Raw genomic sequence first — 13,396 nt, forward strand, 5'->3', positions numbered from 1 at the left:
GAAGGCCCACCATGTCAGCACCCGCCGCACCGGTCATGGATTCACTTGCGCCCTCGACACCCGGGCGATGGTCGTTCGGCCACGTCACGGTCGAGCGGGTGGCGTCAGGTCCCCTCACTCTCGATCGCAGTGACGGCACACTTCTGGTGCGGCATTCCCTGACTGAGGACGACCTCAGCGAACGGCTCGTCGCGGGCGTGACCGCCTCGATCCAGGACGCCGACTTCGGGCAGGACGAATTCGAACTCACGATGGTGGGACTGGTTCGCTCCACCGTCGACGGAGCCCTCGAATCATGGACCACCTACTACCGGAACTCACTGCGCGAACTCCTGGACGGCAGCGCCGATTTTGCGCCCATCCACGAGAAAGCACACGAACTCGTGCGCGGCTCCGTCCTCGACCTCGGGTCGTGTTTCGGATTCCTGCCGTTGCGACTTGCCGACGCCGGAATGGACGTCACTGCGACGGATATCCTGCCCGGAACCATGATCCTGCTCGACGCGGTTGCCCCAGAACTGGGTATCACGATCAACACACTGATCTGCGACGCCGGTGAGGTACCAACACCCGACAAGAGTGCGGATACCGTCACGGCAATTCATCTGCTCGAACATGTCGACAATGCCGTGGGAGAGAAGGTGATCGCGCAGGCCCTGCGGATCGCCCGAGAGCGTGTTGTCATCGCCGTCCCGTTCGAGGACGAGGCAACTGCATGCCACGGGCACATCCGGACCTTCGACCTCGAATCACTGCGCGCCGTTGGCGAGAAGACCGGCTTGCCTTTCGAGGTGTTCGAACATCACGGTGGATGGCTGATACTCGATGCGCGGTAAGTGCTAGCCGGCATCTTCCTTCAGGGTATGCGCCACTAGAGCATTGGCATGTCCGTGCCCCAGCCCGTGCTCGGACTTCAGCCAGGTGACCAGTTCCATGTGCTTTGTCAGGTCGGAACTGCGAATCAGCTCCTGCCACTCGCTGATCGGTCGTCCGTATTTCTTCTCGATCGACGGAAAATACGACGCTGGGCCTTTCACCGGTTCAGTCATGACCCGGAATCTACAGCCGCCATGCATGCGTCGCGCGTCATTTACGACGATCTCGCGAGGTGCGTCGTCATCGTGTAGTCCTTGCTCGGCCCGGTCACCGTCCACTCGACCGACCACGCAGCCTGCGAGTCTGTTGCGGCTTCCTCGACATCGATGTCGATGCGGCCCCGGTATGTATCTGCGCCGCACAGATGCTCGACGTCGTCTCCCGGCGCCCAGTCGTGAAACTCTCGACCGTCCTCGAAGGTGACTGCCCACTCGCCGTCATGCTGCTCGATGAACAGAGTGCGGAAAACCGGCAACTCCAGGTCGCCGTCGAACAATGTCCCGCTTTCGAACCAGCGCAGTCGGCCGTCACCGGCATCTTCGATGGTGGTTGTTCCCGTGACGCGTTTTGTAACTTCTGCACGGCGGTCGACGATCCTTCGTTCGAAGTTCCACTCCCCTACCAGTGCGTTTGGATCGAGGTGCCTGTCGTTGACCATCTCCCGATTCTAGTGGCTCGGTAGGTGGCGTATGTTCCGAGTACAGGCCTACCCGCAGGAGATCCAGAAGAACATGAACGATTCTGCCGCCCTTCACCATCGCTCCGTCTACGCCGAAGATCTTCGGATCGGCCAGATCATGGAGTTGAGTTCATACACGGTCTCGGAGCAGGAAATTGTCGACTTTGCGACGCAATGGGACCCTCAGTGGTTCCACACCGACAAAGAGGCCGCCGAATCCGGCGTGTTCGGCGGCTTGATCGGCAGCGGAGTACACACTTTGGCAATTTGTCAGAGACTTGTGGTCGCAAGCATTTACGACCGATGGAACGTCATTGCCGGTAAGTCCATGCGCGACGTACAGTTCCTGCGCCCACTCCGTCCCGGCGACACCTTGAGCGGCACGCTCACCGTTGACGACGTAGTACTCGACAAGCGCTCGCGTGGACTGGTGACTACAACCGCCGAATTGGTTGATGCGCAGGGTAATCGCATGTTCCAGGTTGTCACAGACGCGTATCTCCACTGTCGACCGACATCGTGACCGAGCCGCTACATTCGGATGTCTCGGCGTGCAAACGCAGCAATCGCCGACGCACCGAGAGCTAGTGCCAGAGCGGTCAACACAACCAGCGGCAAAGCCGTCACGGCTTCGGCGGGTGCGGTGGGAACGTGAGTGAACGGTGAAAGGTCCAGGACTACTTGGGGCAGCTTGAACAGCACGCCGAATTGCCCGAGAACGATGCAGGCCGCAAAAATACCCCAGGACAGCGACGACGCAATCGCCGGAAACAGTCCGAAAACCAAAGCCACGACTGCAAGAACGACCAGCACTGCCGGCAGATAGGCCAGCGCCGCGCCTGCCATCCGCACAGTGTTGCCCGCGATATCGTCGGTAACCAGACCGAACGCGAACCCGGTGAACACGCCCGCAAGAATGTGCGCGAGCACCACCCCGCCGACAACGGTGCTTACGTGCGAAAGCATCCACTTCCAGCGCGGAAGTGCCGTGGACAACAGCGGTTCCAACCTTCCCGAGGATTCTTCGCCATGCATGCGGAGAATGCTCTGAACCGCATATGCCGCAATGACTATCGACAGGAAACCCAACGCGGTCGCCAGGTAGGAATCGACCAATGCGGCTGATCCCCCACCGAGCTGCTCGAAAAGGTCAGCAGTCTGCTGCGACGAACCCACCAACTGGTCGATCTCGTTTCCGACTGCCCCGTACGAGAATCCGAGAATGACTACCGAGAATAGCCACCAGAACATCGTCACTCTCTGCATGCGCCACGCCAGACCCCACGCCGACGGCAACCAGCGCGCCGCGACCGGTGGCCCCGGCCTCGGCTGGACCAGTCCCGCTCCCTGGTCACGATGACCGATGAGCACAAAGGCAATCCCGATGTGAACTACGGCAAAACCGAAGAGCAGCAGCAGTATCCACCAGGCGTTGTCGTCGTACGGTCGTATCTGCTGCGCCCACCCGATCGGCGAGAGCCACGACATCCACCCACTGACCACGCGGGTACCGTCGTCGACCACGGTGCTGTCGACGTCGCCGATCGCCCGTAGCATGAACGCAATTCCGATGGCCGCGCCCGCGATACCGTTGGCCGTGCGAGCACCGTCCGTGATTTGAGCCGCAACAGCCGCAACGCCGGCAAACGCGATACCGGTGCCGCCGATCGCCGCTCCCAGCGCCAGCGAGCCGTCCGCCGGAAGCCCGATGGCCACCAGACCGATTGCACTGGCAAGAGCCAGAACGATATTCGCACCGATCGTGACGACAAGTGCCGACGTCAGTAGCGCACGCCTACCGACAACCGCCGCACCGATCATCTCGGCGCGCCCGGTCTCCTCGTTCTGCCGAGTGTGGCGCACCACCGCCAGCGTGCTCATCAATGCCGCTGCCAACGCAAACACCAGAACGCCCTGGCTGGCAACAATCGCGCCCTCGGAGTATCCCGACACGATGCCGTTGGTGGCCAACGCCACTGGTGAGACTGCGGATCCGACTGCAACGGAACGCAATTCCTCCGGAGTGCTGTACAGTCCACCCACGCTGGCAGCGACAAATATCAGAAACACGGTCAGCGAAATCAGCCAGACCGGGAGCTGAATTCGATCGCGTCGCAGGGCAAGCCGAACCAACCGTGATGTACCGGTGAACTGGGTACCTTGGTGAACGTCGACCGGGTTGGTCGTGGCAGTCACGGCCGCGCCCCCGATTCCGCTCGCAGATGCTCCGAACTCTCCTTCGCTCGTTCGTCCCCGTAATGACGAAGGAACAGTTCTTCGAGAGTTGGCGGTGTGGACGTCAGCGCCACGATCCCGAAGCCGACAAGGTGTTCCATCAGTGCGCCGAGCCGAACACTGTCGACCTCACACTTCGCGTGATCGCCATCGATGAGCACGTCGTACGTGCCCTCGAAGGCGTCGAGTCCGGCGACCGGTGTGCGCGTCGTGACCGATACCGATGTGCGGGTCAGATGCCGCAGTTCCGACAGCGTTCCGGACTCCACCGTTTGCCCTTCACGAATGATGCTGACACGATCGCACAGCGCTTCCACCTCTGCCAGAATGTGACTCGACAGCAAAACCGTCTTCCCGGCATGGGCCAACTCGTGAACGCAGTCCTGGAAAACCGCCTCCATCAACGGATCGAGACCGGACGTCGGTTCGTCGAGAACATAGAGTTCGACGTCCGAAGCGAACGCGGCAACGAGTGCCACTTTCTGCCGATTGCCTTTCGAGTATGTTCTCGCCTTCTTTCTGGGATCGAGTTCGAAACGATCGAGTAACTCTGCGCGCGTGGACACATCGATCCCGCCTCGCAGGCCGGCGAGCAGGTCGATGGCCTCACCTCCGGTCAAATTCGGCCACAGATTCACCTCGCCCGGCACGTATGCCAGACGCCGATGAAGGGCGACGGAATCACGCCACGGATCGCCGCCGAGGACCGTTGCTTCGCCGGAATCCGAACGCAGCAGGCCGAGCAGTACCCGAATGGTGGTCGACTTGCCTGAACCGTTCGGCCCGAGAAATCCGTGAATCTCGCCTTCGGAAACCTCGAGATCCAAGCCGTCCAACGCTCGGGTTGGTCCGAACGTCTTGACCAGGTCTTTCACCGAAACTGCGGCACCCATGAATTCGACCGTACGCTGATTTCACAAATGTGTGAAGATAGAAAAACGTAAAGATCGGACACTCCCCGATGACCGACATGACCGCCCGACATGAACCGCCCGACCATCCCGACAAGAGCCGGCAGTTGGTCGAGCGCCTCTCGCTGGTGCTGATCGACATGGGCTTCCCGCCCATGCCGGCACGCGTCTGGGCGGCTTTGATGACCAGCAATCAGCCTTCGTCGACTCCCGGCGATCTCGGTGAGGTGCTCGGCGTGAGCGCGGCTGCCATTTCCGGCGCGGTGCGATACCTGCTACAGGTCAGCCTGATCGAACGCGACGCCGTTCCGGGATCAAGGCGTCAGCACTACCGCGTCAGTGTAGACCTGTGGGCCGACGCGTTTGTCACCAAACAGTCTGCGCTGTACCAGGTATCGGAGGTAGCAGCAGAGGGCATTCGCGTCCTTGGCGAAGGCACACGTGGCGGCGACCGGATGGCCGACCTTCGCGATTTCTTCGACTTCATGGCCGCGGAGATGCCGCGGATGCTGGCCGACTGGCGAGCAACACGCGTCTAGATCAATCCCTGTTTGCTGGCCGCGTAGACTGCCTCGGCACGCCGACTCACCTCGAGTTTGCGCATGATATTGCTGACATGAAACTTCACCGTCGTCGGCGAGATGAATAATCTCTCACCGATCCTGATGTTGGACAATCCATTTGCGAGCAGCCGCAGGACCTCGAGTTCGCGATCCGTCAACCGGTCCTTGGTTGTGGACTGGCCGTTCAACGAGCGCACCACAGCGGAAGCACTACGCGAGTCGAATGCACTCTCGCCGCGAGATACCGCCCGGATTGCCCGGACCAGTTCGGTGGTGTCGACGTCTTTGACAACGTATCCACGCGCCCCGGCGTGCACAGCGCGAACCACCAGTTGGTCGTCGAGAAATGTGGTGAGAACCAGTAATCCGAGTTTCGGATGCGCCACGGACAACTGCGAGCACAGCGTCAATCCCTCGTAGTCCGAACTCGCCGAGAGTTTGAGGTCCATGAGGACGATGTCGGGGCTCACCCGATCGACAACCGACAATGCCTCCGGCAATGACGATGCCTCGCCGACAATGCGCAGATCGTTTTCCCTCTCGAGCACCGACCGCAGTCCTTGCCGCAGTATCGCGTGGTCGTCGACGAGCACGATACGAACTACGCGACTCTCGGTGGGCCGGACAGGATCTCTGTGCCCGACGGGGCCGGCGGAGACGGGGCGTGCTGTGGTCATCATTCCTCGATCTCGGTTGCGGGACAGGTATCTTCGGCGCCGGTCTCAGTATCACTGTCAGGCTTGTCGGCGAGCGGCACCCGAACCAACACTTGGACTCCCCCGATCCTCGCGCGACGAACATCGAGCGTGCCACCCAATTCGCGTGCCCGGGACTGCATGTTGGCCAAGCCCCTGTGCCGCCCGTCGAGATCGTTGCTCGCCGCAAGTTTGAGGATCAATCGCATCCGCGCGGGGTCTCCGTCACCGTCGTCCGAGATGGACAAGACGACGGTATCCGTGCGATACGTCAACCGGAGAACCGCCCGAGTGGCGTGAGCATGAACAGCCGCATTGAAGAGTGCTTCACCCGCGATCCGCAGCAATGCATGTTCGGTTTCACCGGGAAGCTCGGCCGGTGTGCCGCCGACACGAAGACTTACGGCCAACTCGTCGGGCATGTGGACCACGCTGAGTTGCTCGAGCATCTCCGGTAGCGAGGTCCGGCCTTCATCCGACGAGTGGTTGAGCGCGTAGATCGCCGAGCGCAGTTGCTCCACGGCCCGCCTCGTCAGATCCTTTGCCAGATCCAGTCTTTCACTTCGCTCGGCGTCGGGAATGTCACTGCGGCACACTTCGATCTGCATACCCGCTGACAGCACCGCCTGGGTCACGCTGTCGTGGAGTTCGCGGGCGATGCGATGGCGTTCGTCGTCGACGACCTGGTGCCGGTGCGCCACCCCGAGTTGACGTTGCGTCGATTCCAGCTCACTGTTTCGCACCGCCAGATCGGCGGCAGTTCGATTGGCCTCGGCAAATGCCTCTTCGGCACGCGACAACAAGAGTTGTCCGCGCTGATACAGAGCCGAATTCTGCAGCGCAACAGCCGTTTGACTGGCCAAGATGCTGAGAACTGCGCCGTCGGTGGAATCGAGCGTGCGATTCTGGGGAGTCCAGGCCGCAAAGGCGCCGACCACACCACCCCCGAGCACGATCGGCACAAATGCGTAGTGCGGATCGACCACGGAATTCGATTCGATACTGCCGCACCGAATGTCGTTGAGACAATCCACGACGTCGTCCGGCAGCGGTGGACCCTCGACGTTGTCGACCAGGAATGGAGTCGCGTCCGGTCCGAGAACCAACCGTCGCGGCCCCGCGTCAGGCAAGGTGCCGTCGGCGAGCGCAAAGACCACCCACTGCGCACTCAAATGTGCACGCGCGGCCTCGGCAACAGCACAGACCAACGTCTCCGGGCCGTCGACTGTTCTCACCAGCGCCCGCGAAATCAACTCCAATGCATGCACGACGCGCTCGAGTCGTTCAGCCGCGCCGCGGTACTGCGGATAGAAAGTGCTCTTCCCCGAACGTAATCCGGTGAGCCTCGACAGGTCTGCGGTCATGATCTCGCCCGATTCACAGCGCGCTCCGGAACAAGGCCACCATCTGTTCCTGAGTGGCTTCACGCGGATTGGTGGACATGCACGCATCACGCAGTGCAAAACTTGCCAGGCGGCTCAAGTCCTGCTCCCGAACACCCAACTCCGCCAAACCCTTCGGGACACCGACCTCTCGGGCAAGCCGCTCGACGCGATCCGCCACCGCCAACGCGGCTTCTTGTGCACTGCCACGTTGCTCCGGAAGGTTCAGCGCCGCAGCAATTGCCACGAACGGCGCCGCGTCGGTCGTGGAATTGAAACGAATGACGTGCGGAAGCAATATCCCGTTGATGACGCCATGTGGGAGATCCAGCATGCCTCCGACTTGATGACTCATCGCATGAGCCGCGCCAAGAATCGCGTTGGTGAAGGCAAGACCGGCTTCGAGACTCGCCTGAGCCATGACGGATCGCGCTTCCATTTCCATCGGCTCATGAATTGTGCGCACCAGGTTCTCGGTGACCAAGCCGACCGCTCGGAGTGCGTGATGATCAGTGAGCGGATTGTGGGCAAGCGATACGAAAGCCTCGATACCGTGCGTCAACGCATCCAATCCGGTTGCCGCATTGAGCCACTCGGGCATCGTTGTGAGCAACCGTGGATCGATGACGGTGACATCGGGAACCAACGCTCGTCCGATGATCGTGATCTTCGTACCCCGAGCGGTGTCCGTGACTATGCAGAACTGGGAAACATCTGCTCCGGTACCCGACGTGGTCGGGACCATCACCAGGGGCGGAATCGGCTTGGTCGCCTGATCGACCCCCTCGTAGTCGAGAATGTTTCCGCCGTTTGCGGCCAGAACCGCGACGCCCTTTGCCGCATCGATGACAGACCCACCGCCGAGCGCGATGATGACGTCGCACTCGCCCTCCTGGTACACCTCGAAGCCGGCCGCAATCTCGTAGTCCTTGGGGTTGGGAGTCAGTCCAGCCCAGACCGTCGGCAGCAGCCCCTGCTCCGCCAAGTGCGCCTCGAGTTCACTGACCCATCCCGATTCGACCAGGCCGGGGTCGGTGACGAGAAAGGGGCGAAAACCGCCGAATCGGAGAGTTGCGTGAGCGGCCTCGACCAGGGAACCGATGCCGAACACAATTTCCGGAGCATGGAACTTCACCAATCTGGCAGCGGTGCCACGGCGGCGTTCACCTGCGTCATGGCGGTGTTCACCTGCGTCACGGCGGCGTTCACCTGCGTCAACGGCATCCGGAACATCCACCGACACGGCTCCCACTCTCCTCTCGCCCGGCGCCGAGTCTGTGATCCACTTAACAAGCGCCGGTTCCGAGACTACGCGGGCATCGACGGACACACACCCGCCCAAGGAGAGGTGAATACCTACCCGATCGGGTAGGTACTGTCTTTATGCCTCGGCCGCGCGTCCACGGAGGCCCTTACTCCTGACGACGACGATCCCGCCCGCCGAACAGCACGAACACGATGCCGGCGAGCAAGCCGACCACGGTCGGTCCGAGGACCAATCCGGAATACAACCACGGCGCAGGCTCTGCGGGGAACAGGTCCATAAAGCTGGCTCCGGTGAAACCAGGCTCGGGATCGAAGTATGCGCCGCCAGTGAGGATGTGCGGCGATGCCAACGATTGCCACCACCACTGGAAGACTCCCAGAGCAACAAGGCCGCAGACCGCACCGACTACCGTCAGCAGCAGTATCGGTTTCCAGCGCAGCGCCGACTTCTCGGCCTTCGTCACCGTCATGGATATCAGTACATCACTACTCTCGGATTGCTTTTCACACCTCAGCGAAGTGCGTGACCCAGTTCCGCCGCTTTGGCCATCATCTGCGCGGCATCGCGAGCCACCACCACCTCGTCACAGATCTTCGAGTACTCCGGCATCGCACACGACGCCTGGTTCCAATATCGCTGTGGTTCCGGCGTGATCCAGGCCAATCGATGAACCTTGCGTCGTAGTTCCTCGAGCTTCTCCACCTGCGGAGGTAATCCGTTGCACCGCCCGTCACCGACGATGATGACGGACGTTCGTGAGTTCAAGGCGTTGCCGTGCTCGTCCAGCAATTCGGTGAGCACTCGCCCGTAATCACTGCTGGCTTCCAGGTCCAGACCTGGATGCGCCAGGACCGCTGCCAGAGCGCCGTCACCACTGCTGGCGAGCAGGGTGTCCGTGACGTCGACGGGTCGATCGACAAAGGCCAGCACCTCACAGCGGTCGGCGCGCCGGTGCATCGCCTGGGCCAGCCTCAAGGTGAATGCGGTGACGGGCCGGACCGACAGCGAGACGTCGGCGATCAGCAACAACCGAACCCGATCGGGGCGAGGAGCTTTCACCACCAGATGGAAGGGAATGCCGTCAGTCCGCAAACTCGACCGTACCGTCCGCCGCATGTCCAAACGCCCACGGGAGCGTTCGCGCGGTCGCGGTCTCGAGGGGCCTCGCATCCGGCGCAACACTTCGTGGCACGCAAGTTCGACGTCGTTATGTGAGGGGCCTGCGGCCGCCTCACTGTCAGGGGCATCGGGAGCGGACTCCGCCAGGGCAGCGGCGGAGAGCGCCTGAACAAATGCTTCGACAGCTTCGACCAGGCGGTTCAACTGCGCCTGCGTCAGCGGTCCGTCATCGGAAACGTCCGCGTAAGCCTTGCTGGGATCGTAGGCGTCTAACCACGCGAGAATAGACGTCGGATCGTCCCAGGACAGCGAACCCACCACAGCGGCAGCAACACTCGTACTGAGATCACCGACTACGGCCGACGACGCTCTGTCCACGTCCACGGTGTAGCTGACCCCCCGTCGCCCCGTTTCGGAACCGGTATCCACCGACAGTTCAGCATCACTTGACGTCATCGACACATCGTCGTCGTCCTTGTGCGGGTTGAATCCCTTCTCCGCCTCCGGAGTATCGAAGTAGTCACCCACCTCGGCGGCACGCTCGTTGTACTCCGCGTAGCGGCCGACTTCCTGATCCTCGTCGATACCGAGTGCGGTCGGCAGACCGTCGGCCACTTCCGCTCTGGACGCAATGCGATCTGCCGTCTTGCCGTCTCGAATCGGACGGAACAACGCGTCGAATGCCCGATCGAAGCCCGGTTGCTCATGAGAGTACTTGGCGCACACCGACCGCAGGCAGGCACGCAAGACATCACGATCCGATGCCCCGACCATCGCCAACACCCGCCGGACCTCGATGACCTCAGCGGGCGACGCCGATACTCCGGCCGCCCTCAGCAATCGGCCGAAGCTCGCCGACACCACGTCGAGGACAAACGACGGCTTTTCGGCAGCGCTGAGTATTGTCATCGCGACGAGCGGAGTCCGCTGCCACCGCGGATCCCTTGTTGATGCGAATCCCGCCCGCCGGTCCCCCGGAACACCGCTGTCGTCGTATTCGCGGGCTTGCTTGCGACAGTGGCACGTTCGACTGACTCCCCGCCATTACGCGACGGCGACTCCAGCGCTGTCCTGTCGAATCGTTCCTTCGCGAGCGTCACATCCGACGAGTACTTGAGTAGCGCTGCCAGCAAGATGTCGCGCACCGTGGCGTCCGACGACGCCCCCAGGCCGCTGGCTGCGAGAACCGTTGCCGCCCTTGCCGCATCGATCACCTCGGAGATCGACGGGCTCTTGCGCAGCGGAAGGTCACGCAGGATTCGAGCCAGTTCGACTACTTCGGAGGCGGTGGCTTGATCAACCTCCGGCGCACGGGCGGTGACGATTTCACGCTCGCGCTCGGACGTCGGGTAGCCGAGATGGTAGTGCAGGCACCGACGCTTGAGCGCCGGCGAGAGTTCACGAGTATCGTTGGACGTCAAGATGACCCAGGGCTGCGACCGGGCCACGAATGTACCGACCTCGGGAATCGTGATCTGCTGCTCGGCCAGAATTTCCAGGAGAAGCGCCTCCATTGACTCCTCGGTGCGGTCCACTTCATCGACCAGAAGCACGACCGGTTCCGGTGACAATATCGCCTCGAGCAATGGCCGGACCGACAGAAAATTCTCGGAATACAAACCGAAATCCTGATCTGCCAGAAACTTCGACGCGTCAGCGACGCTGTCGAACTCGGCCACCTGATCGCTGATCCGGTCACGGAGCATCTGCACGTGCAGGAGTTGCTTTGCGTAGTCCCATTCGTAGAGCGCCCGATTGTCATCCAAACCCTCGTAGCACTGCAATCGCACGAGCTTTCGTCCACCGATCGCGGCCAGCGATTTCGCGAGTTCCGTCTTGCCGACCCCGGCCGGTCCTTCGAGCAGGAGTGGACGCCCCAACGCCGTCGCAAGGTGAACTACCACCGCAAACTCGTCGTCCGCGATGTAGTCCTGCTCGCGCAGCGCATCTTTCACTTCGACGCCGGTGGAGAAAGTGCGATTGGACATGGAACACCTTTCAATGGGGGGCAAGCCCCTCGTGCGCCTTTCCGGTAGCGCGGGCTACCAGAAAGGCGCACGGGGCCGAAGGCCCGTTAGAAGTAGGACTTGTTGATCGCGTGATCGACAACCGGGATCATCGACTCCACGGTGACCTCGCGGGGGTTGCCCGGGGTGCACCAGTCGTCCTGAATGTGCTCGGAGATGGCGCGCACAGTCTTCTCGTCACCCTTGATGACATCACCACGACCTTCGTACTTCTTGGTGTTCATCTGGTTCTTCGCGTACGAATCGGTGCGCACCTGACCGAAGTTGTCAGGGATACCGACATCCTTGGCCAGACGGATCGCTGCCTCGACGGCAGCGTCGGCGGCCTGCACCGTCGTGAGGTTGCGGGTGTCGACACCGAGAGCGCCGGCCAACTGGGCGTAACGCTCGTAACGCGAGGGCAGGTTGTACTCCCACACCCGAGGCAGCGCGATGGCATTGTTCAGACCGTGGTGGCTGTCGAAGAAAGCGCTCACCGCATGTGAGATCGAGTGGACGATTCCGAGTCCGCCGGAGTTGAAGGCCTGGCCGGCAATGTACTGCGCGTTCATCATTCCCTCGCGGGCCTTGAGGTTCCGCGGCTCGAAGACAGCCTCGCGCAGGTTCTTCGCGACCAACTCGACCGAGTAGATCGCGTTGCCGAGCGACGGCGCAAAATCTAGGCGAGACACGAAAGGCTCGCTGCCGTGGGCAAGTACGTCGAAGCCGCAGTACGCCGTGAAGTGCTGAGGGCAGGTGTAGTAGAGCAGCGGGTCGTCGACCGCGAGGGTCACGATGGTCGCCTCGTCGAAGCCCACCCACTTGTGGGGGTTGTTCATGTCAGACGTGTCGGTGATGACGTACGCCCATGACGTCTCGGAACCCGTACCGGCCGTGGTGGAAACGGCGATGTGCGGTGGGTTCTCCTTGTTCGTGGATTTCGCAAATCCCTCGAACTCGTTGATGTTGCGGCCGTCGTGCGCGATCACGACGCGGGCACCCTTGGCGGCGTCGTGGCTCGAGCCACCACCGATCGAGATGATCGAGTCGCACTTCTCCTTCTGGTAGAGCGCCGCGGCCTCCATGACGTTGTAGTCCTTGGGATTGGACTCCACCTTGTCGTAGAGAACCACCTCGACGCCCTGGTACTCGATCTTGCCGATCAGTTCTTCGATGATTCCCGAGCCGCGCAGACCCGTCGTCATCAACAAGGTGCGCTTGAACCCGAGGTTCTTGGCTTCGACGCCGATGATGTCGTGAGCACCCACACCCATGAGTGCGCGGGGGAACGGATGAAATTCCTTGATCGGGAAGTCCCAGATCTGATTGAGCTCGATTGCCATCTTCTTTGCTCCTCGCGAATGCGTGACTGTGACGGTGGGAGTGAGTGAAAGCCGCTTGTTTGTGATCGGCATCTCATCTGCACTCCACTGTGGACCGGCCGACAGCCCGAACCCACAGTTCGCTGCGATTACCGCCCGGACGCCGCCCCCGAACCGCCCATTCGGGCAGGTTGTGACCGCCCCGGCCCGCCAGGCGCCCCCATCACGATCGGTCTGATTCCCGCTGATCGGGAACGTTTTGCCGCGCGACTAGGATCCCCAGTAGCTTTTCATCACTGCTAGCATTGAACTAGAACATGTTCTACCTGCAGCATTTCACT

14 protein-coding genes are annotated in these 13,396 nt (G+C 61.7%); 3 read left to right on the forward strand and 11 right to left on the reverse strand.

Annotation, left to right across the window (positions count from 1 at the left end; genetic code table 11):
* Positions 1–11 precede the first annotated feature (11 nt).
* A complete protein-coding gene (gene mftM, locus EEB13_RS04640) occupies positions 12–836 on the forward strand; it encodes a mycofactocin oligosaccharide methyltransferase MftM (RefSeq protein ID WP_141484704.1) in 825 nt (274 codons plus the stop codon).
* A gap of 3 nt (positions 837–839) precedes the next feature.
* On the opposite strand, the gene EEB13_RS04645 is transcribed toward mftM, so the two are convergent.
* Positions 840–1,049, reverse strand: a complete 210-nt coding sequence (locus EEB13_RS04645; protein ID WP_033236403.1) for a DUF4287 domain-containing protein — start codon at positions 1,047–1,049, stop codon at positions 840–842.
* 41 nt (positions 1,050–1,090) lie between these two features.
* Complete coding sequence (locus EEB13_RS04650; RefSeq protein WP_141484705.1) at positions 1,091–1,534, reverse strand: DUF6314 family protein; 444 nt, start codon at positions 1,532–1,534, stop codon at positions 1,091–1,093.
* A gap of 73 nt (positions 1,535–1,607) precedes the next feature.
* Between EEB13_RS04650 and EEB13_RS04655 the strand changes: the two genes are divergently transcribed.
* Positions 1,608–2,078: a MaoC/PaaZ C-terminal domain-containing protein gene (locus EEB13_RS04655; protein ID WP_141485537.1), complete on the forward strand. Its 471-nt coding sequence runs from the start codon at positions 1,608–1,610 to the stop codon at positions 2,076–2,078.
* Positions 2,079–2,086: 8 nt separating this feature from the next.
* Here EEB13_RS04655 and EEB13_RS04660 read toward each other — a convergent pair whose 3' ends face one another.
* Complete coding sequence (locus tag EEB13_RS04660; protein ID WP_141484706.1) at positions 2,087–3,751, reverse strand: ABC transporter permease; 1,665 nt, start codon at positions 3,749–3,751, stop codon at positions 2,087–2,089.
* Entirely contained in the window at positions 3,748–4,683 is a 936-nt protein-coding gene (locus EEB13_RS04665; RefSeq protein ID WP_141484707.1) for an ATP-binding cassette domain-containing protein, read from the reverse strand. The genes EEB13_RS04660 and EEB13_RS04665 overlap by 4 nt, the downstream gene beginning before the upstream one ends.
* Positions 4,684–4,751: 68 nt before the next feature.
* Between EEB13_RS04665 and EEB13_RS04670 the strand changes: the two genes are divergently transcribed.
* Entirely contained in the window at positions 4,752–5,240 is a 489-nt protein-coding gene (locus tag EEB13_RS04670) for a GbsR/MarR family transcriptional regulator (protein ID WP_245006060.1), read from the forward strand.
* Here EEB13_RS04670 and EEB13_RS04675 read toward each other — a convergent pair.
* The 7 genes from EEB13_RS04675 to mdo all read right to left on the reverse strand — a co-directional run bounded on the left by EEB13_RS04675 (position 5,237) and on the right by mdo (position 13,076).
* Positions 5,237–5,941: a MadR family response regulator transcription factor gene (locus EEB13_RS04675; RefSeq protein ID WP_261984445.1), complete on the reverse strand. Its 705-nt coding sequence runs from the start codon at positions 5,939–5,941 to the stop codon at positions 5,237–5,239. The two genes, EEB13_RS04670 and EEB13_RS04675, sit on opposite strands and share 4 nt — an antisense overlap.
* A complete protein-coding gene (locus tag EEB13_RS04680; RefSeq protein WP_257013360.1) occupies positions 5,941–7,326 on the reverse strand; it encodes a MadS family sensor histidine kinase in 1,386 nt (461 codons plus the stop codon). Before EEB13_RS04680 ends, EEB13_RS04675 begins: the two co-directional genes overlap by 1 nt.
* Positions 7,327–7,336: 10 nt before the next feature.
* Complete coding sequence (locus tag EEB13_RS04685) at positions 7,337–8,479, reverse strand: iron-containing alcohol dehydrogenase (protein ID WP_202026135.1); 1,143 nt, start codon at positions 8,477–8,479, stop codon at positions 7,337–7,339.
* A 274-nt stretch (positions 8,480–8,753) separates the two neighbouring features.
* The gene (locus EEB13_RS04690; RefSeq protein ID WP_095886681.1) at positions 8,754–9,077 is read right to left on the reverse strand and encodes a hypothetical protein; all 324 of its coding nucleotides are present in this window, start codon (positions 9,075–9,077) and stop codon (positions 8,754–8,756) included.
* 41 nt (positions 9,078–9,118) lie between these two features.
* Positions 9,119–10,636, reverse strand: coding sequence for a MadC family VWA domain-containing protein (gene madC, locus EEB13_RS04695; RefSeq protein ID WP_141484708.1), 1,518 nt, complete (start codon positions 10,634–10,636; stop codon positions 9,119–9,121).
* Positions 10,633–11,715, reverse strand: coding sequence for a MadB family AAA-type ATPase (locus EEB13_RS04700; protein WP_141484709.1), 1,083 nt, complete (start codon positions 11,713–11,715; stop codon positions 10,633–10,635). Before EEB13_RS04700 ends, madC begins: the two co-directional genes overlap by 4 nt.
* Before the next feature lie 86 nt (positions 11,716–11,801).
* Positions 11,802–13,076 (reverse strand): NDMA-dependent methanol dehydrogenase, encoded by a 1,275-nt coding sequence (gene mdo / locus EEB13_RS04705; RefSeq protein WP_033236488.1) that lies wholly within the window; start codon positions 13,074–13,076, stop codon positions 11,802–11,804.
* Positions 13,077–13,396: the final 320 nt, after the last annotated feature.

It is taken from the genome of Rhodococcus sp. WS3, from assembly GCF_003797085.1.
Classification (GTDB): domain Bacteria; phylum Actinomycetota; class Actinomycetes; order Mycobacteriales; family Mycobacteriaceae; genus Rhodococcus_F; species Rhodococcus_F globerula.